At 33.5% G+C, this 20,134-nt stretch carries 13 protein-coding genes; 6 read left to right on the forward strand and 7 right to left on the reverse strand.

Annotated elements, in window-relative coordinates:
• Positions 1-35: 35 nt before the first annotated feature.
• Genes IR010_RS17640 through IR010_RS17650 form a run of 3 tightly spaced genes read right to left on the reverse strand, consistent with a single transcriptional unit; the run spans position 36 to position 2,154 of the window.
• Positions 36-923 (reverse strand): glucosaminidase domain-containing protein, encoded by an 888-nt coding sequence (locus IR010_RS17640; RefSeq protein ID WP_194605656.1) that lies wholly within the window; start codon positions 921-923, stop codon positions 36-38.
• On the reverse strand, positions 916-1,812 hold the full coding sequence (locus IR010_RS17645) for a 1-aminocyclopropane-1-carboxylate deaminase/D-cysteine desulfhydrase (protein ID WP_194605658.1): 897 nt from the start codon (positions 1,810-1,812) through the stop codon (positions 916-918). The genes IR010_RS17640 and IR010_RS17645 overlap by 8 nt, the downstream gene beginning before the upstream one ends.
• 6 nt (positions 1,813-1,818) lie before the next feature.
• On the reverse strand, positions 1,819-2,154 hold the full coding sequence (locus IR010_RS17650; protein WP_194570685.1) for a hypothetical protein: 336 nt from the start codon (positions 2,152-2,154) through the stop codon (positions 1,819-1,821).
• Positions 2,155-2,269: 115 nt separating this feature from the next.
• Between IR010_RS17650 and IR010_RS17655 the strand changes: the two genes are divergently transcribed.
• The 4 genes from IR010_RS17655 to ilvA all read left to right on the forward strand — a co-directional run bounded on the left by IR010_RS17655 (position 2,270) and on the right by ilvA (position 6,851).
• On the forward strand, positions 2,270-2,446 hold the full coding sequence (locus IR010_RS17655; protein ID WP_162789336.1) for a DUF5522 domain-containing protein: 177 nt from the start codon (positions 2,270-2,272) through the stop codon (positions 2,444-2,446).
• A 323-nt stretch (positions 2,447-2,769) separates the two neighbouring features.
• A complete protein-coding gene (locus IR010_RS17660; protein WP_194605660.1) occupies positions 2,770-4,746 on the forward strand; it encodes a urocanate hydratase in 1,977 nt (658 codons plus the stop codon).
• 52 nt (positions 4,747-4,798) lie between these two features.
• The gene (locus tag IR010_RS17665) at positions 4,799-5,338 is read left to right on the forward strand and encodes a DUF4136 domain-containing protein (RefSeq protein WP_029273411.1); all 540 of its coding nucleotides are present in this window, start codon (positions 4,799-4,801) and stop codon (positions 5,336-5,338) included.
• Between the two features lie 268 nt (positions 5,339-5,606).
• The gene (ilvA, locus tag IR010_RS17670; protein ID WP_194605662.1) at positions 5,607-6,851 is read left to right on the forward strand and encodes a threonine ammonia-lyase IlvA; all 1,245 of its coding nucleotides are present in this window, start codon (positions 5,607-5,609) and stop codon (positions 6,849-6,851) included.
• 79 nt (positions 6,852-6,930) lie between these two features.
• On the opposite strand, the gene IR010_RS17675 is transcribed toward ilvA, so the two are convergent.
• Positions 6,931-9,078, reverse strand: a complete 2,148-nt coding sequence (locus tag IR010_RS17675; RefSeq protein WP_194605664.1) for an RICIN domain-containing protein — start codon at positions 9,076-9,078, stop codon at positions 6,931-6,933.
• Between the two features lie 377 nt (positions 9,079-9,455).
• Between IR010_RS17675 and IR010_RS17680 the strand changes: the two genes are divergently transcribed.
• A complete protein-coding gene (locus IR010_RS17680; RefSeq protein WP_029273408.1) occupies positions 9,456-9,866 on the forward strand; it encodes a group III truncated hemoglobin in 411 nt (136 codons plus the stop codon).
• 150 nt (positions 9,867-10,016) lie between these two features.
• A complete protein-coding gene (locus tag IR010_RS17685) occupies positions 10,017-11,774 on the forward strand; it encodes an aromatic amino acid hydroxylase (RefSeq protein ID WP_194605666.1) in 1,758 nt (585 codons plus the stop codon).
• Positions 11,775-11,944: 170 nt separating this feature from the next.
• Here the strand turns inward: IR010_RS17685 and IR010_RS17690 are convergent, their stop codons facing one another.
• The 3 genes from IR010_RS17690 to IR010_RS17700 form a co-directional block, all read right to left on the reverse strand.
• A complete protein-coding gene (locus tag IR010_RS17690) occupies positions 11,945-12,574 on the reverse strand; it encodes a DUF4230 domain-containing protein (RefSeq protein WP_194605668.1) in 630 nt (209 codons plus the stop codon).
• A gap of 104 nt (positions 12,575-12,678) precedes the next feature.
• Positions 12,679-14,997: a BamA/TamA family outer membrane protein gene (locus IR010_RS17695; protein WP_194605670.1), complete on the reverse strand. Its 2,319-nt coding sequence runs from the start codon at positions 14,995-14,997 to the stop codon at positions 12,679-12,681.
• A complete protein-coding gene (locus tag IR010_RS17700; RefSeq protein ID WP_194605672.1) occupies positions 14,981-20,080 on the reverse strand; it encodes a translocation/assembly module TamB in 5,100 nt (1,699 codons plus the stop codon). Before IR010_RS17700 ends, IR010_RS17695 begins: the two co-directional genes overlap by 17 nt.
• Positions 20,081-20,134 lie beyond the last annotated feature (54 nt).

Below are 20,134 nucleotides of genomic sequence, written 5' to 3' on the forward strand. Positions count from 1 at the left end.
TCCGAAACTGGAAAACTGTGACTGAGACTTGAAAACTACTTTACTCTCAACTTCTGCCCTACTGAAAGTGTATTATCTAAAAGATTATTTTTCAGTTTTAGGTCATCAACTAATAGATTGAATTTTTTTGAAATTGAATACAGCGTATCGCCTTTTTGAACTTCGTATAAATTAGGATCGTTTGAACTTGAGTTTGAGTTTGACGGTGAATTTTTTACTGAAGTTGATTTATTAATGGGAGTATAATCTTTTCCCGTAACCTGACAATCGTATTGATGCAAATTATAACGCTCAATATAGCTGATTAATTTATCTGGATAATTCGGATCTGTTGCATAACCTGCCGTTCTTAAACCTTTTGCCCAAGATTTGTAATCGTCTTTTTCATAAGTAAATAAAGTGGCATATCTATTCTTTCCAACTAAAAACAAGGCGTGATCACGGTATGATTCTGCTGCTTCTTTATATTTTCTGAAACATTCCTGAGCTGAATCGTCATCATGACGAACACTTTCTCCTAGCCAGTCTTTATGACATTTTATTCCGAAATGATTATTAGCCTCTAAAGCCAAATCTCCTTTTCCAGCACCAGATTCTAAAATTCCTTGTGCCAAAATTATACTTGCAGGAATACCATATTTCTGCATATTTCCCATTGCAATATCTTTGTACTGCAAAATATAATTATTAATTAAATCGCTGGTAACAACAGTTTTTGAAGTAGATTGAATAACCTCAGTTGTAATATTTGTAGAAGGATAATTTTTGCCGATTGGCTTAACAGGAGTTTGCTTTTTCGTCGCGGCCGTCCTGGGTTTCTGCACTGCAGCTGCTTGCTTTTTGGTTGTTGCAATAGCAGGTTTGCTAGAAGAACAGCTTGCCAACGTTGCAATTATGAAAACTATTATAATTTTTTTAAACATTCCTTTTGAGTATTGGTAATTTTTTCTGCTTCAACTTCATATTCATTCCTTCAATTCCCTGTAATCCGCCAGTGTGAATGAGTAAAATTTTTGAATTTGCCGGAAAGTAATTTTTATCGATTAAATCTATAACGCCAAAAACCATTTTTCCTGTATAAATTGGATCTAAGGGCACTTTATTTTCTTCAAAAAAAGCATTAATAAATTCAATTAATTCTAAATTTATTTTGCCATAACCTCCAAAATGATAGTCAGAAATTAAATTCCAGTTATCTTTTTTGGCAAAAATACGAATTTCATCGTTTAAAAAGTCACCTTTTAACGCCGGAAATCCTAAAATTTTCTGATTTGCATGCGCACTATTAATCAATCCAGAAATCGTGCCACCAGTTCCAACTGCACAGCAAACATAATTAAAAACGGCATCTTCATCGGTTAAAATTTCTTCACAGCCTTTTACAGCGAGTTCATTTGTACCGCCTTCAGGTACTAAATAAAAATGGCCAAACTTCCCTTTTAGTTTTTCAATAAACGAATTTTCGCTTTTTAAACGATACTCTTCTCTCGAAACAAATTCAAATTGCATTCCGTTTTCCTGAGCAAATTTCAAAGTAGGATTTTCTTCAATTTTATCAAAAAGCTCATCACCACGAATTATTCCGATGGTTTTAAAACCCTGCTCGTTTCCAGCATATGCAACAGCGGCAATATGGTTGGAAAATGCACCGCCAAATGTTAAAACAGTTTCTTTATTTTCGGCTTTTGCCTGAAGCAAATTATATTTCAATTTCCTGAATTTATTCCCAGAAATAAACGGATGAATTAAATCTTCGCGTTTTATTGCCAATATGATATTATTGGCGAAATTGATATGAATTTCTTGGTTCAAAAGCTTTTATTTTAAAGTGATGTATTTTAGAAATTGAAAAAATGATCGGTTTTTCAGATAATTCAAATTGGTTTCATTTGCGTACGCTTCTCTTTCAAAACTAATATTTCGATAGGCTAAAGCTGCATTTTTATATTGAATTAAACGCACTACATACTCTAGAAAATAGAACACAAAAAACGGAATTATCAAAAGTTCTAACTGCTGTCTTAAATGAATTTTTTCATGATTAACAAAAACTTCATTTTTTTTATCCAAATCATATTTCATCAATACAAACGGAAATACAGCCATTCCACGATATCCTTTCGGAATTAAATATTTGGCAACAATCAGAAACATTGGCTGTAAAAATTATAAATTTGTAGCTATAAAATTGTTCGATTTCAATAAAATCATAATCAAATATTATATTTTTGATTTTTAAGTTTATTAAAATAGAACGCGAAGCAGATTTATGAAAGAGCAAAGTAATGAAAATAAATTAATCGAAGGTGAAGATTTTTACTATACACCCGAAGGTTATAAATGCTTTACAGAAAAACACCATTTAAAACGTGGTTACTGCTGCAAAAGCGGCTGTCGTCATTGTCCGTATGGATTCGACAAAAAAACAGGCAGGATTAGGAAATAGTATAATTAGAAAATGTGTCAATTTGATAATTAGACAATTCAGCAATCTAAAATCTATCCCGTCCCGAGGTTTCGAGATCGGGACTAAAATCTAAAATATTTACATGGATATTCGCTCAAGAAAATTTAGGATTAAAATCCACAAATCCTATCATAGGTCGGATATTCGTTATCCTTAGTTTTTTTTAATTATGAAATGTGTCAATTTGAAAATGAGATAATTCTTCAAAATGAACTTAAAATTAACTTTTAAAATAGCTATATGATTTGTACTTCTAAAATCTAAGAAGTCTAACGATCTAATATCTAAAAATCTAAAAAAAAATGACTTTCAAAGAACAAATACAAGAAGGAATTCCTTCCATCTTACCTCCAAAAAAAGAATACGATTCAACTATTAATCATGCACCAAAACGAAAAGATATTCTTTCGGCAGAAGAAAAAAAACTAGCTTTAAAAAATGCTTTGCGTTATTTTGAAGCTAAACATCATGCTGCATTAATTGTTGAATTTTCAGAAGAATTAGAAAAATACGGTCGTATATATATGTATCGTTTTCGTCCTGATTACAAAATGTACGCGCGGCCAATTGATGAATATCCGGGGAAATCATTGCAGGCAAAAGCCATTATGCACATGATTCAGAATAATTTGGATTATGCCGTGGCACAACATCCGCATGAATTGATTACGTACGGCGGAAACGGTGCTGTCTTTCAAAACTGGGCACAATATTTATTGACAATGCAGTATTTGTCTGAAATGACAGATGAGCAGACTTTAACCATGTATTCAGGACATCCGATGGGATTGTTTCCTTCGCATAAAGAAGCGCCAAGAGTTGTGGTTACAAACGGAATGGTAATCCCAAATTACTCCAAACCTGACGATTGGGAAAAAATGAATGCTCTGGGCGTTTCGCAATACGGACAAATGACCGCAGGAAGTTATATGTACATTGGCCCGCAGGGAATTGTACACGGAACTACAATTACGGTTTTGAATGGTTTTAGAAAAATAAAATTAAATCCAGAAGGAAGTTTATTCGTAACTTCAGGACTTGGCGGTATGTCTGGCGCACAGCCAAAAGCAGGAAATATTGCCGGATGTATTACGGTCTGCGCCGAAGTAAATCCGAAAATCACTAAAATTCGTCACGAGCAAGGATGGATTAATGAAATTGTAACTTCGACAGAAGAATTGGTTAAAAGAGTAAATTCGGCGAAAGCCAATAAAGAAGTAGTTTCGATTGCTTATTTAGGAAATGTAGTGGATGTTTGGGAATGTTTCGACAAAGAAAACATCAAAATTGATTTAGGATCTGATCAGACTTCATTACATAATCCGTGGGCTGGAGGTTATTATCCGGTTGGAATTACCTTTGAAGAAGCTAATGAAATGATGGCCAATAATCCTGAATTATTCAAAGAAAAAGTACAGGAATCTTTGCGCAGACAAGCAAAAGCAATTAACAAACATACCGCAAAAGGAACTTACTTTTTCGATTACGGAAATGCCTTTTTATTAGAAGCTTCACGCGCCGGTGCAGATGTAATGGCCGAAAATAATATCGATTTTAAATATCCGAGTTATGTTCAGGATATTATGGGACCAATGTGTTTTGATTACGGATTTGGACCTTTTCGATGGGTTTGTACGTCTGGAAAACCCGAAGATTTACAAAAAACAGATACGATTGCAAGTCAGGTTTTAGAAGAATTGGCAAAAAAGTCTCCAAAAGAAATTCAGCAGCAAATGCAGGATAATATTAAATGGATTAAAGGCGCGCAGGAAAATGAATTGGTCGTAGGTTCTCAAGCCCGAATTTTATATGCCGATGCTGAAGGAAGAATTAAAATTGCCGAAGCTTTTAACCAGGCAATTGCCAAAGGCGAAATTGGAGCCGTTGTTTTAGGACGTGATCATCACGACGTTTCAGGAACTGATTCTCCTTACAGAGAGACTTCAAATATTTATGACGGGTCCCGTTTTACAGCCGATATGGCGATTCAAAACGTAATTGGAGACAGCTTTAGAGGCGCTACTTGGGTTTCTATTCACAACGGTGGCGGCGTTGGCTGGGGAGAGGTTATAAACGGTGGTTTTGGTATGGTTCTTGATGGATCTAAAGAAGCTTCAAAGCGTTTAGCATCAATGCTTTTCTGGGATGTTAATAACGGAATTTCAAGACGAAGCTGGGCTCGAAATGACGAAGCTATTTTTGCTATAAAAAGAGCGATGGAAGTTCAGCCTTTACTAAAAGTAACTTTGCCTAATATAGTTGACGAAAGTCTGTTTTAGCCCAAAGATTTCTTATTTAACTAAAAATGAGAACATTAAAATTTTTAAATATATGAAAACATTCAAATTAGTGCCCGTTTTTTTGCTTTTATTACTTGCCTCATGCAGCACGGTCAGTGTTTATTCTGATTATGATAAAAACGTAGATTTTGCGCCTTATAAAACTTATGCTTTTTTTAAGCCTGGAATCGACAAGGTTGAAATTTCTGATTTGGATAAGAGACGTATTTTACACGCAATAGACGCCCAAATGCAAGCCAAAGGTTTTACTAAAAGTGAAAACCCAGATTTATTAGTAAATATTTTTACAAAATCAAGAGAACAAGTTAATGTAAACCAATTTAGCGCCGGATGGGGTTACGGTTGGGGATGGGGATGGAATCCTTACATGATGTATGGAGGAAATCAAACTACTGTCTCAACTTCTACAGAGGGAACTTTGTTCATCGATTTGATTGATGCTAAAAAGAAAGAAATGATCTGGCAAGGAGAAGGTGTTGCAACCTTAACTAAAAACGTTGATAAAAAAGACGAGAGAGTTAACGAAATTGTAACGAAAGTTTTAGCGCAATATCCTCCGGTAAAAAAATAATTAATACATTTGTTTTTCAAAAAACAAAAAATGACAAACTTTAATAACATTATCATCGCTATTATCAGCATTATTGCAATTCAGCAATAATGGCGAGGTGTTATATAAATAAGTAAAAATATAATTTATAAGAACCTCCCAAGTCGGGAGGTTTTTTTATTTTTAAAAGATTAAAAAACAATATATTTTGACGCGGATTTGCACATTCCACAGATTAACAATCATTATAATCCTTTAAATCTGCGGCAAAAAAATAAAAACAAACACCATGAATTTATTTAACGAAGTACTCGCAGCTAAAAAACAGCTCGAAAATGTAGTTGCTGCTACTCCACTCACGCAAAATTTAAATCTTTCAGACGAATTTAAAGCCACTGTTTTATTAAAAAGAGAAGATTTGCAAATTGTGCGTTCGTATAAGATTAGAGGTGCTTACAACAAAATTTCTTCGTTAAACGAAAAAGAAAAAGCCAACGGAATTGTATGTGCCAGTGCAGGAAATCATGCGCAAGGTGTTGCTTATTCTTGCAATCTTCTAAAAATAAATGGCAAAATATACATGCCAAAAACCACTCCAAAACAAAAAGTAAAGCAAGTACAATTATTCGGAAAATCGTTTGTTGAAATTGTGCTGACTGGAGATACCTTTGATGATGCCTACGCATCTGCAACTGCTGATGCCATCAAAAATCACAAAACATTTATTCATCCTTTTGATGATGAAAAAGTAATTGCTGGACAAGGAACGGTTGGGTTAGAAATTCTAGAAAGTTTTAAAGAGCCAATTGACTATGTTTTTGTACCAATAGGCGGCGGCGGGCTTGCTTCTGGTTTATCTGAAGTTTTTAAGCATTTAAGTCCAAATACAAAAATTATTGGGGTTGAACCAAAAGGTGCTCCTTCGATGAAAACTTCTATTGAAGAAAACAAAAATACCGCGTTAACTACAATCGATAAATTTGTAGATGGCGCTGCTGTCAAACAAGTGGGTGATAAAACTTTTGAAATCTGCCGAGAAAATTTAGAAGATATTATTTTGGTTCCCGAAGGAAAAGTCTGTACTACAATTTTACGTTTGTATAATGAAGAAGCAATGGTTGTAGAACCTGCAGGAGCTTTGACGATTGCCGCTTTGGATTTTTATAAAGACAAAATTAAAGGCAAAAATATCGTTTGTGTTGTCAGCGGAAGCAATAACGACATCGAACGAACTGCCGAAATCAAAGAGCGTTCCTTGCTTTATGAAGGTTTAATGCATTATTTTATGATTCAGTTTCCACAACGTCCAGGCGCTTTAAAAGAATTTGTTAATAATATTTTAGGCCCAGATGATGACATCACTTATTTTCAATTTGCGAAGAAAAACAGCCGCGAAGTTGGTTCCGTTGTAGTTGGTTTAGAATTAAAAAACAAGAAAGATATTTTAGCAATTAAAATGAATATGACTAAAAATGGTTTTGAATTTCACTATTTAAATGACAATCAAGATTTGTTTACCCAGTTAATTGGATAAAACAAAAAGGCTGTCTGAAATAAAATCAGGCAGCCTTTTAAATCAATATAAAATTACTAATTGAATTCTAAATCTGTAATTATTGTTTTACTATTTTTTTAGAATAAGAACCTTTACTGTCATTCACTCTCACAATATAAACTCCTTTTGGCAATCTCGAAATTTCAATTTCAGATTGATTTCCTTTTACAAAATTTACCGTTTTCTTTAAAAGACTTTGTCCGCTAATCGAGAATATTTCTACTTCTCCATTTCCTTCGTGATTAGTGTCAATTTTTAAATAATCGTTAGTCGAATTTATAAAAATCGCCATATCGTTCGGACTTTCATTTTCTGTTATTGTCAGAGCTTTTTTGGCCGTAGCTTCAACTTGAATAAATTGCCATTGCTGATTTAATCCGCCTGTATAACTCCAAACCTGAATGTTAGCACCGTTTGCAGTCGAAACATTTTCAACATCAAGCGATTTACCACTGTTTACGTTAATTATTTTATAATAACCGCCACCAAGATCTGTCACGGTCCATTTGAATTCATTAGATGCCGAAAAAGTTTTTTGCTGCACTTTTAATCCATCGCCAGTTCCGTTATTTTCTACCGCTAAATACATTCCCGTTGATTTTACAATGATGTAGTAGTTCCCGCTTCCGTCAGAAACAAATTTCCATCGCTGGTTATTTCCACCGCCGCCTGTTATATCGTATTGCTGAATACGGCCTCCGCTAGTTGTCGAATTATCTGCAACATCTAAACCTTTATTGCTGTTTCTTGAAATAATGTTATAATATCCTGGAAAACCAGAAGCAGGCGGTGTACCAGCGCTCCAAGTAAATGTAACAGCAGCATTTGCCGGAACCGCATAATTAAATGCAGATGATCCTGAAACAACTTTTATAGTATTTGATGATCCCGCAGAATTGTATACTACAAGTACGGTCGATCCGTCCGGATTTTTAAACCCAACAGATAGGATACTGCCGCTAGTACTCGAAGACCCTATTCGTAAGGCACCCGGCTTTACAAATTTTGAGATTTGACCAATAATATAGTATGCAACATTTTTAGTATAACTTGTACTGTTATTAATTGTCACCGCCCCTAAACAAGTATTACATCCGCCCGGGGTATGAGGCCCTAGGCTAGAATTGTTAGCAACATTCCATTCTAAAACTGTTTTAGCCCAGTTATTTGTTCCTCCAATCACTATATTTTGCATGTGCCAGCCAAAATCGCCACTAAAACTTCCGCCTGAGCCAGTGTATTGTTCTGTAAAATAAACATTTTTATTAGTTGCATTTCGAACCGTTGACATTGCTGAAATGTTTCCTAAATACATATGAAAAGCTGCCCCATCTACATAACTGCTGTTATTTAAAACATCAATAGGATATGTTGTATTATCACAATTATGATCAAAAGCAATAATTTTAATATTTCCAAAACCTGCAGCTGCCATTTGTGGGCCAAGTTGCTGATTAATGAAATTTTTCTGCTCTGTTGAATTCATCAGCATGCTTGGTTCGTTATTCGGATTTTCTGGTTCGTTTTGTGGTGTGATTCCCCAAATAGAAATTCCCTGTGCCTGCATTGCTGTAAAATATTTCACAAAATATTTAGCATAAGCCGCATAATATTGGGTCTGCAAATTTCCGCCAAACCAAGAATTGTTTGTTTTCATCCAACGTGGCGCCGACCATGGCGTGGCTAGTATTTTTATATTTGGATTAATGAGCAGAATCTTTTTTATAATCGGAACTAAATAATTCAAATCAGGACCGTTCAAGCTAAAATTATTCATATTCACATCGCCTGCAGTTTCATTATAACTATAAGAAGAACTGCTTAAATCTGAAGCTCCAATACTTATACGAACTACATTTGCGTTTAAACCTGTAGTCGGATTATACAAGTCATTTAATAATTGATTTTGCTGCGTTGTAGCCATCCCGCTAATTACTTCACAGCTTCCTTCAGTAAGTGTATAACCAAATCCATCCATCGTTTGGTACGTAGTGCCAGCATTAATTGTAACTGTTGATGGATTGGATCCAGAATTCGTACCAAAATTTACAGTACCTTGCTGTTGCAGTAATTTTGTTTGATCGCTTGTGGTTATCCAAGGCGTAACCGTTTGAGCATTCATCTTAGTAATGAACAAAAACATAATAATAATACCCATTATTATTGTTTGTATTCGATTTGTAGGTTTTCGAGTAATTTTGTGCATCTTTTTGTGGTTTTTGGTTTTTAGATAGTTAAATTTTTCTCATTTTATTATGATTAATTTTATTAAAAGAAATCGAAATTAGATTAATTTTCACGAAATCGATATAATTAAAACTTTACAAATACACATCATTTGTAAAAAATAACTTAACAAAAACTGATCTTTATTTTTGCTAAACAACTATATTTCAAATACTTAAATATTAAAAATCTCAAAAAAAATATTTTAATTTTCTTCTATTTAAAGAAATTTAAAATTCAGTTTTAAGAAACTTATTACCATAAAAATATTCGCATAAATAATTCATAAATGACAAATATCATGGAAACAAAAAGCAGTTATATTGTATTTTTGTGTTTATATTTATAGTAGGAAATATGGAAAATCTTAAAGACATTTCAAACATAGAAGACATAAAACAAATGGTTAACAGCTTTTATGGCAATGTTAGAAAAGACGATCTTATAGGGCCTATTTTTAATGAGAAACTCCAAGATCGATGGGAACCGCATTTGCAAAAAATGTATAATTTTTGGCAGACTATTTTATTTGATGTTCGAGCGTATTCTGGAACTCCTTTTCCGCCACACAAACAATTGCCTGTTGATAAAACGCATTTTAATCGCTGGATTGAAATTTTCAATTCTACCATCGATTCACAATTCGCTGGAGTAATTACTGAAGAAGCCAAAATGAGAGCGGCAAATATGGCCTTCATGTTCAGTCATAAAATTGAATATTTTAGGAATGCTGAAAATGAATTAAAGAACAGAGGCGAACAGTTATAACAATCGAACATTCGATACAGCTGGATATACTTATAAGAATCTCACGAAAAACGCAATAAAAAACTATTTCGAATAAAAATATTGTCATGAATAACAAAAAATAGCGCCTTAAATTCGTAATTTTACATTCTAATCTACAATGTTTTTGAAATGAATCCAACTATTGAAACAAATCCGTTATTAGAGCGATTGCCTAAACATTTAAAGCAATTTATTAAACCTCAAGATTATAGTGATTACACACCAATCAATCAGGCGGTTTGGCGTTATGTGATGCGTAAAAATGTAGATTATTTAGCAAAAGTAGCACATCATTCGTATTTGGATGGTTTGAAAAAAACCGGAATTGAGGTTGATTCTATTCCGAGTATGTACGGAATGAACCGAATTCTGACCGAAATTGGCTGGGCTGCAGTTGCAGTAGACGGATTTATTCCGCCTAATGCTTTTATGGAGTTTCAAGCGTATAATGTTTTAGTTATAGCATCAGATATTAGACAATTAGAACATATTGAATATACACCTGCACCAGATATTATTCACGAAGGTGCCGGCCACGCTCCTATTATTGCCAATCCTGAATATGCCGAATATTTGAGACGCTTTGGAGAAATTGGATGCAAAGCTATTTCATCTTACAAAGATTATCAGATGTATGAAGCGATTCGTCTGCTTTCTATTTTGAAAGAAGCCGAAGATACGCCTCAGGAAAAAATTGACGAAGCCGAAAAAGCGGTTGCCGATTTGCAAAACAATATGGGCGAACTTTCTGAAATGGCTCAAATTAGAAACTTACATTGGTGGACAGTCGAATATGGCTTAATTGGCACAGTTGAAGACCCTAAAATATATGGCGCAGGATTACTTTCATCTATCGGAGAAAGTGCTTGGTGTATGACAGATAACGTTAAAAAAATTCCTTACGACATTTCTGCTGCAAATCAAAATTTTGACATTACGCAGTTACAGCCGCAACTTTATGTAACGCCAACCTTCTCTTATTTGAGTTTGATTTTAGAAGAATTTGCTAATAAAATGGCTTTGCGCACGGGAGGAATTTCAGGAATTAAGAAGTTAATTCATTCGAACGCTTTAGGAACAATTGAATTAAGTACTGGTTTACAAATCTCTGGTGTTTTTACTAATGTTTTGGAAGAAGAAGGAAAACCAGTTTACATTCAGACAACTGGAAAAACGGCTTTATCATACCGTGAAAAAGAATTAGTAGGTCACGGAACTTTAACGCATCCGCAGGGATTTGGAAGTCCGATTGGGAAACTGAAAGGCTTTAATCTTGCAATTGAAGATATGAGTCCGAAAGATTTACAAGCCTATAGTATTGTTGAAAACGAAACCGTAAAATTAGAATTTGAAGGCAATATTATTGTTGAAGGAGAAATTATTACTGGCTCAAGAAACTTACACGGAGAGATTATTTTAATCAGTTTTAGAAATTGTACTGTTACGCACGGCGAAACAATTTTGTTTCAGCCTGATTGGGGAAATTACGATATGGCAATAGGTAAAAAAGTAGTTTCAGCTTTTTCCGGTCCAGCCGATGTAAATAGCTTCGATCTAATTAATTCTGTTCCAAAAACAACTACTATAAAAGCAAAACATACAGACGAACGTGATGACTTAGAAGTTTTATATCAAACTGTGCGAATGATTCGAGAAAACAAAGATGCTAAAACTGAACTAAAAACTGTTTTTGAAAAACTCAAACAAAACCATTCTAATGATTGGCTGTTATCTGTTGAAATTGCTGAACTTTTAAAAGATTCTGATGAAAAACAACTTTTACAAGAAGTTTTGGTTTATTTGGATCAATTGAAAGTAAAACGTCCTGAAGTCGCGCACTTAATTTCTGGCGGATTGGATTTGATATTTGACAAAGAAGTTGTTTAGTGTTGTAAGTTACTAAGGTTTTAAGATGCTGAGATTCTAAGTTTTTTTGTCATTTCGAGGAACGAGAAATCACACGAGTAATTCGACAAAGATTAGTGACTTACCAAGCGGAGTTTCTCTTGTGATAAAACCTTTGAACCTTTGCTACTCTCAACCTTTGTACCTTTCCTCTACAACTTCAAATCTTGATTAAAATCGGTATCGGATTCTATCGTTTTTCCTTCGTATTGCAATTTCCATCCCATTGAATTGGTTAAAATTAAAATCTTAGATAATTCGCTGATTAACCTGTTTTGAGCATTTGTTTTAAGAGAAGATTTTTCGATTTTTTTAGCCAAATTCGCTTTTACAGATTTATTTATTTTATTGTAATCATCTCCCGTAAAAGGGTTTAGTTTACTTTGTTCTACATCATAAAACTGAATATCTGGATTGATGGTAATTTCTTCTTTTGGAATATTTAAAATCGTAATTGTCTTGTTTTTCTCATCGATGTCATATTTCATTTTATGCAAATCATAAGCTACAGTTACATTCGCATTGACCACAATAAGTGCTTTCTTCTCAAAAGAAATCATATCCATCAAATACTTCTGCTGATTTTTATAGGTGATAACTTCTGAAAAATGCCCTTCGGTTACAACCAGTTTGCCAACATTTAAGATCTGCTGCTGAATTAAATTGGTATTATATTGAATATCTGAATCATCTTCTTTTTTGAATTGGCAATATTTGAAAGCCAAAACAATTACAAGTACGACTGCAGTTAAAACTAGTATTCTTTTTATTAAGTTTTGCATTCCATTAATTTAGTAGACCAATTTACTTCTTTTTTCAAGAGCTTAAAAGTTTTTCGCAATGAAGTTTTTTTCATTATGAATTCGTACTGCCACAAAAAACTTTTTTAAAATGGATATCCAATTGCAATATTCAAAATTAGATTGTCTTTTCTCCAAGGTCCGCTTCCAAAATTAATATCATCAATTACCCATCGTTCGCCTTGTGGCAAATAAGGTTTACGAAGTGGAAAAGCCAAATCCGTTCTTAAAATCAGGAAAGATAAATCAAAACGCAATCCTGCTCCAGCTCCAACGGCAATATCTTTCATAAAATCTTTGGTGATTTCTCCACCAGGTTTATTAGGATCGGCATTCATCAGCCAAACATTTCCTGCATCTACAAAAAGAGCTCCACGCACAATGCTAAAAAGCTTAGCCCTGTATTCTGTATTAAATTCTAATTTTAAATCACCCGATTGATCCGGCAGATAATTGTTTGCCGTTTCTGTATTTAGATAACTTCCTGGACCAATAGAACGTGCTCTAAAAGCTCGAATACTATTTGTACCGCCAACTACAAATTGCTTAGCAGTTGGAAGCGCACCTGAATTTCCGTACGGAATTCCAGCTCCAACAATAACTCTGCTGGCCAATTCGCTTTCTTTTCCAAGTTTTAAATAATGTCTAAAATCTGCTTTAATTTTTACAAATTGACTAAACGGGACATCAAAAATTTTGATCGTATCGTTTTTCTTTACGTTTGCTCCGGTAACCAAGCCTGTAATATTTCCCGCCAAATCTAATTCGCCATTAAAATAAAACGTATTTTTTTTACGCTTTTGCATAGTGTTCGTATAAGTATAAGAATAGGTTGGTCCAAAAATTAACTGCTTTTCAATCACTTTTCCAAGTGCAGGATCATCTTTAATATCTGCCAGATATTCATCAGTAACATTATTCGGACTAACATAAGTAACATCTAGGATATTCAATTGATGTTCCTTGCGAATATTTTCTTTCCATAAATAACCAAAAGAGGTTTTAAAAGAATTCAAAGCATACAATTGTGTTCTGTTTTGATATTCATATCGTAATGAAGCTTTGGTTCTTGGCACATATTCACTTGCACCTTCCACATGAAAAAATGGAACAATAAATCTTGGCCATGTCAAACTTGTTTCTGTTCCTAATTTGTAAATATTTTTTCCATTATTCGTTCCTGAAAGCTGGAAATCGGCACCACCAAAAACAGATACAGTCAGCAATTCTGCGCCGCGAAATAAGTTTCTATTATTCCAGTTGACGTTAACTTCGGTACCTGTATAACTCGCTGAATTGGTTTTTCCTAAAACCTCAACTCTAATAAATTTTTTAGGCAGTAAAGTAAGATAATAGTAAGAATCTAACGCATTTGGTATGCTGTCAGAAAGTTTAAATTCATTTTTTACGAAACCGAAAGTTCCCAAATTTACAAATCGATTTAAAGTAAGATTATGATCCTTTCGATTGTACAAATCTCCCTTTTTAAAATAAATTGCTCGGTCAAAAACTCTTGGCTTAAAGGTATTTGCAGTATCTATAATCGTAAAGTCTTTGTACTGAACAATGTCTTCCTTTTTATATTTTACAGTGTCTTTTGAAACCGTAAAATTAGGATAAACTACTATTTTATTGATTTTATATGCTGTAAGCGCTTTTGGCGGTGTATCTGGTTTTATTACCAGTCTTACTTTTACTTCGTGATCGCCTTTAGTGCTGTCTACCTGAGCCAAAATATAATCGGGATTGAAGTAGAAATACCCTTTTTCTTTAAGTCTGGCATCAATTCTTTCTCGTTCTGCTTTTATAATATCTAAGTCATACGGTTTTCCAACCTTCAATAAACTTCTTCGGCTTGATCGCCCAATTATTCTTGACATTGCCAGAGAGTCATCAGGAAAAGTGACACTTTTGATGATGTATTGCTTTTTAGGAACAACGATATATTCTGCTGTCACTCTTTTATTTCTTACGGTTGAATCGGCACTTACTCGAGTTTTAAAATAACCTCTATTTTCTGTAAAATTTCGTAAAACAGATGCATTATAATCTAAATCGACTTTGCTAAAAAGTACTGGTTCCTCACCCACTTTTGTTCGAAGCCAATTTCTTATTCCTTTTTCTTTTTTAGGCTGTCCGGCGATATTGTAAATCCACAACTTTGGGCGCAGTCCAAAAATTTGTTTATTTGGTTTTGGTCGCAATAAATCTTCCAGTTCTTTTTCTAACGCTTTTCGATCCTTCTTTTTAATGATTGAATCTTTAACTTCGACAGAACCGCCTGTATATAATAAATCGCCTTCGGGTAAATATTTTGTATTACTGCATCCAAAAACAAAAAATAAGGACAGCGTAATAAAATATTTTATATATCTGTTTTCCATATTATTATGTTTTTTGCTCATTACCTTCAATTTGATTTTCCTCATTCTCCTTTTTTTCTTTCTCTGCCTTTTCTTTTTGTTTTCTTTTTTCTTTACGCAGTTTTTCTTCCTTTATCATTTCTTTTTCTTCAGCACTGCGATGAAAAAGTTCGCGGAATTTATTGTAACTCATCGTTATAATAAAAGCAACGCCAGTTTCTACAACCTGACCTTCTACTGCAACCTGATATTCGTTTTTTCTATAAGCACGAACCATATAACGGCCGTCTTTTGTAAGCTGATAATCTAATGCTACGTCGCCGGCAATATTGGTGCTTTCTTCATTGGCACGTTCTTGTCCTTCGACTGCAAAACTGCTTCCAACAGTTACTTTTAATCTATCGTCTAAAAGTTTTTTTGAAACACCAACATTCAAATCGGTTCTGTTTTCCATAGTTCCAGATGTATAATCATCTGTAGATTCCAAATCAAATTCTAATTGAACTCCGGTAATTAATTCACTTGCAAAATCATTTAATTGCTGCGAAAGAATCTTGCTCACACTTTGTCTTGCCAATGATTCGGCACTTGTACCGCCACTTTCACTTGCAAACGGATTCTCGCCAACAAACCTGTTTAATAATAACAAAGCAAAAACTTGTTTGTTTAATTCAGCCGGCTCTTGTCTTAATTGTTCTAATTTTTGTTGTGAAGCTGTTACGATATCTGATGAAACATTATAATTCCCGTCTGGCAATACAATATCAAAGGTAATTTCTGGCTTTAATAATTCGCCACTCATTTTTAAATGCGTTTCAAACGGAATCTTCTGTTTATAAGTATTTTTTATTGTTGGACTCACAGTACCCAACTGATTTCCTAACAAATCTATTGGAGCAGTTTCTACCTTGTAAATAGCTGTGATATTTAAATTTGCCATTGTAGGTTCGCCATTCCAAATAATATAACTTCCTTTTTGAATGTCGAATTTTCTTCGGATCATATTGAAATTCATTTCATATGCACCTTCTGAAAATTCATATTTACCAGTTAAAGTTGTTTTTCCAGAAGGATCAATTCCCCCTGTCAATTGCGCTTCTCCTTTTAGATCTAAATAATCTCCATTTCCTTTATCGATTATAAGTGTCATTTTTGCTTCTTTATCGATCGAAATTTCAACACTGACATCCATTCCAATCAATGGTGACTGATTCAGTTTTTTCTCCATTTCTGCCGTTTGTTTCAGATATTGATTATCTTCATCAACAAACTCTACAATTCCTTCTCTGTCAGCAATTGACGGATCTGACTGCGGTAAAACAAGTGTAAACTTAGTGTCTTTATTTATTTTAAGATTTCCTCCAACCACAGGATTTTCCAGCGTTCCTTTTATATTTAATTTTGTATCAATAAATAAATCTCCATAAAACAAATCATTGTCAGCCGCTTTAGAATGCATTGCTCTAAAATCATCTGCTGTTATTGTCAAGCCAAAATTATAATTTTTAAAATCTGGCGATTGTATTGTTCCGTCTATCGATAATTCATTGTCATTTTCGTCGTTAAGTGTAAACTTATCAAACCTGATAATATCATTATTAAAAGTGATTTTTTCCTGATCTGTTTTGAAAAATGAGTTCAACTGCGTGATTCTAAAACCTGTATCATTAAAGTTTAATTCGCCAGAAACTTTTGGACTTGATGCTTGCCCAATAATTTTGAAATTTCCAGATAAATAACCTGTTCCTTCTGTAACATTGCCCATCGTAAAACCTTGAATACTTTTGATATTCAGCTTTTTCAAATCTAAATTAAAATCAAGATTTCCATCCTTCATACCATAATTTCCGGTCAGATTCAAGTCATTTCCTTCTCCGGTCAATGTAACATTTGCCACCAATAAATTATTGGTTTTGTTATCTACTTTTATAGTAATGTCACCAACTGGTTCGCCTCTAAAAACAAAATCATCAATTTTTAGATCAGAGGTAAAAGTTGGGTTCGTCATGACATTTTCTACCAAAGCGTTTCCGTTGATCAAACCTTGCATTAGTAATTTGTCTTTTTTGACCATGTTCATAATGGTCTCAATTTTGAAGTTTACAAAATCGACCTGCAATGGCGCATTATTTTGATTTCCTTGCGATTGAATTTTAAGTTCATTTCCTGAATTTGCTAAATTAAACTTGTTGATATAAAGTCTTTTTCCGCCAAATTCAACTGCATTTTCTGGATCAATACTCCATTTATCATAATTCAGAATAAAGTTTTCAGCATCGATTTTAAAAATGTTTTTAGAATCTTCTGTTTTAAATTCTCCTGCAATAAAGTATTGTTGTTTGTCTTTTGTATCTTTTACTTCAAGTGCATAATCTAAGATGTTGTTTTCGACTTTCCCTGATAAACTTGTAAACGGAATTTTTAAAGAACCGCTTTCAATCGTAGCTACAGAAATTTGATATTCTAAAGCGCTTTCTTTGGCTTCGATGTTTATTTTTCCGTCGGCAATCGTATTATCTGCGTAAACAATTCTCGGAATCGTTCCTTTTATTTCTAATGAATCGGTTACGTTGTTGTATTTTCCGGTGATTTTAATTGGCTCTAAACCTGTCAATTTTGGAATCAATTTAAACAGAATCGGATCGTTATCAACCGTTAATGTAAACGCTAATCTTTGTTCATCTGATTCTCCGTTTCCTTTCGGATTTTTTAAGTCGATGTACTTTGACAATGATTTTTTTATTGCCGATGCTAATGTGGTCAATTTATATTTTCCGTCAACTTCAGCTTTTAAAAACTGAGATGAGATTTTAATATTGTTACGTGTATTATCTGAAAAAGCAATTACACGAACCGAATCTAAAACAATTGGTTCTGCATCTTGCAAAATCTGAATGTTCGAAAGAAATACTTTTCCGTTTAAAAAATCAGGATTACTGTTGGCAATATCGGCATCAACATTCCCGCGTAATTTCATTGGCCCGGCATGAAGATGTAATTTTTCTAAATCAGCAATATCCAAGTTTAATTTTAATTGAACAGATGGATATTTGTCTTTTGTATTACCGCTTGCCGTTAAATTGAAATTTAAATTAGGATCTTTCATTCCAGATTTTACGGCAAAAGATCCGTTTTCGATATTTCCTTTTAAAGCTAAATCTCTGTAAGTATATTTATTAAAAACGGCTTTTTGAACCAAACCGTCAAATTGTGCTTGAGCTGTTTTTGGATCTAAACCTTTTCCTTTTACTTTCGCTTTAAGCGTAATTTTTCCAATTGAATCGTTTTTGATTAATCTTCCTAAATCAAAATCTAATAAATAAACGGTTGCATCGTATTTCTCTCTTTTTTTAACGCGCTGATCAAATAACGCATCAATTTTAGCATTTCCGAAACTGCTGTTTAAAGCTAAATTAGTTTTGAAATTTTGAACAGAACCTTTAAATTTTCCTTGTAAATTAAATTGAGAAGGCAATTGAATATTTTTCGGAATCGTTCCCGCCGGCAAAAAAGAATATACGTCTTTTGAAGTGCTTGATAGTTTTTTGATATCTAAATCGTAATACGCTTTTTGAGCATCGGGCAAGCCTGTTATTTTCCCCGAAAGGGAAACCTTTGTAGTTCCTATACCGCTCATTTCGAACTGCGGAATAGTTAAATCTTTTATTTTTCCGCTTAAGCGAGTATTCAAATATAAAATAGCATTTGGGTTACTTTTAAACGGATTTGTTTTTTGTAAATCTGGCGCGAACAATAAAATGTCTTTAAAGCCAATTTTCGACTGTTTTAAATTAGCATCTAAAGCAATATTTGCAATATCTTTTTTTAATGCATCAAGCGACGCATATGTAACTTTAATTTTATCTTGAACAAGCGTTTGCGGCGTTCTTAAATACAAATTATTTAAAGATGCATTTTTAGGCCCGTAAAAGAAATCTGTTTTTAAGGATTGAATGTTTAAACCGCTTTTTTCGTTTACAGCAAGCGATTTTATATTTCCTGAAATCGTATCGTTTCCGTAATACAATTTCTCGGCTTTAAAATTGAACTTATTTAAATCTAAATGGCTGTAATCAATTCCTTTCTGAACTTGTTTTGATTGCATATCGTCAAATTTGAAAGCGATATTTTCTAAATTAACATCATTCAGTTTTACTTTCCAGCCCGTTTGTTTGATTGCAGTTGAATCTAAACTTGGCGTGTGAATTTGCTTGTCTTTTGCGCCTAATCTTAAATTACCGCTAAGATTTTTCAACTCAAAAGAATCAAAATCTAACAGCTGATTGTTCAAGTCGATTTTATTCACAGACAAATCAAGATTGCCCAGTTTTATGCCAGAATCTAATTTCGAATCTTTGTTATCGTATGCAATATCAATTTTCGACAGACTAATTTTTCCTAATTTTAAACTAAAATCCTTTCGTTTTGAAATTGTATCAACTGTTTTTACTGAAACCTCAGCAATTTTCTCTACAACATCTTGATCCAGAACCAATTTTAATCCGTTTAAATTAATATTAGGAATATCGAAATTCATTTTATCCAAATCAAATTCCTTAAATCTGGTATCAAAATGCGTTACATTTACCTTGATATCATTTTTCGCGAAATCGTCTTTAAAATTAAACTTGACATTATCAAGATTTACTTTTACAACCGAAATTTTAAAAGGTTTGCTGTCCGGATCTTCGACTTTTGGCTCTTTAGATTCAAACGCTTTTATGATATAATCGAAATTGAAAACGCCGTCTTTATTTCTTGAGATGTTTGCTTTTACATTTTCAAGCGAAACAGAGTTGATCTCCAATTCGCTGCTGACCAACTTAAACAAATCGACATCCACTACTAATCGCTTACCAGCCAACAAAGTATCTTTGTTTTGGTCTTCAAAGTAAAAACCTTCAAGAACTACATCTTTAGGAAATTTGATCGAAATATGATTTAAGGAAACTTTGGTTTTGATTTTATCATGCAGATACGTAATTGCCTTGTCTTTGGCAAAATTTTGGATAGACGGAACCTGAATTAAAATAATTAGAAGCAATAAGAGCGCAACAATTGAACCCACGCACCAAAGAAGTACACGTAGTGTTTTTTTAAGAAAATGAACTTGTTTCTTATTCATACGTAAATAAACACGATTAGATTAAAGCTGTGTTATGGCAAGGCTGTATTTACA

The sequence above is a fragment of the Flavobacterium sp. MR2016-29 genome (assembly GCF_015350695.1).
Lineage (GTDB): Bacteria > Bacteroidota > Bacteroidia > Flavobacteriales > Flavobacteriaceae > Flavobacterium.

Bases quoted from the DNA above. Each gene is read 5' to 3' on its own strand.
- IR010_RS17640 (WP_194605656.1), bottom strand. From the start codon at position 923: ATGTTTAAAAAAATTATAATAGTTTTCATAATTGCAACGTTGGCAAGC.
- IR010_RS17700 (WP_194605672.1), bottom strand. From the start codon at position 20,080: ATGAATAAGAAACAAGTTCATTTTCTTAAAAAAACACTACGTGTACTT.
- IR010_RS17675 (WP_194605664.1), bottom strand. From the start codon at position 9,078: ATGCACAAAATTACTCGAAAACCTACAAATCGAATACAAACAATAATA.
- IR010_RS17680 (WP_029273408.1), top strand. From the start codon at position 9,456: ATGGAAAATCTTAAAGACATTTCAAACATAGAAGACATAAAACAAATG.
- IR010_RS17690 (WP_194605668.1), bottom strand. From the start codon at position 12,574: ATGCAAAACTTAATAAAAAGAATACTAGTTTTAACTGCAGTCGTACTT.
- IR010_RS17655 (WP_162789336.1), top strand. From the start codon at position 2,270: ATGAAAGAGCAAAGTAATGAAAATAAATTAATCGAAGGTGAAGATTTT.
- IR010_RS17685 (WP_194605666.1), top strand. From the start codon at position 10,017: ATGAATCCAACTATTGAAACAAATCCGTTATTAGAGCGATTGCCTAAA.
- ilvA (WP_194605662.1), top strand. From the start codon at position 5,607: ATGAATTTATTTAACGAAGTACTCGCAGCTAAAAAACAGCTCGAAAAT.
- IR010_RS17650 (WP_194570685.1), bottom strand. From the start codon at position 2,154: ATGTTTCTGATTGTTGCCAAATATTTAATTCCGAAAGGATATCGTGGA.
- IR010_RS17695 (WP_194605670.1), bottom strand. From the start codon at position 14,997: ATGAGCAAAAAACATAATAATATGGAAAACAGATATATAAAATATTTT.
- IR010_RS17660 (WP_194605660.1), top strand. From the start codon at position 2,770: ATGACTTTCAAAGAACAAATACAAGAAGGAATTCCTTCCATCTTACCT.
- IR010_RS17665 (WP_029273411.1), top strand. From the start codon at position 4,799: ATGAAAACATTCAAATTAGTGCCCGTTTTTTTGCTTTTATTACTTGCC.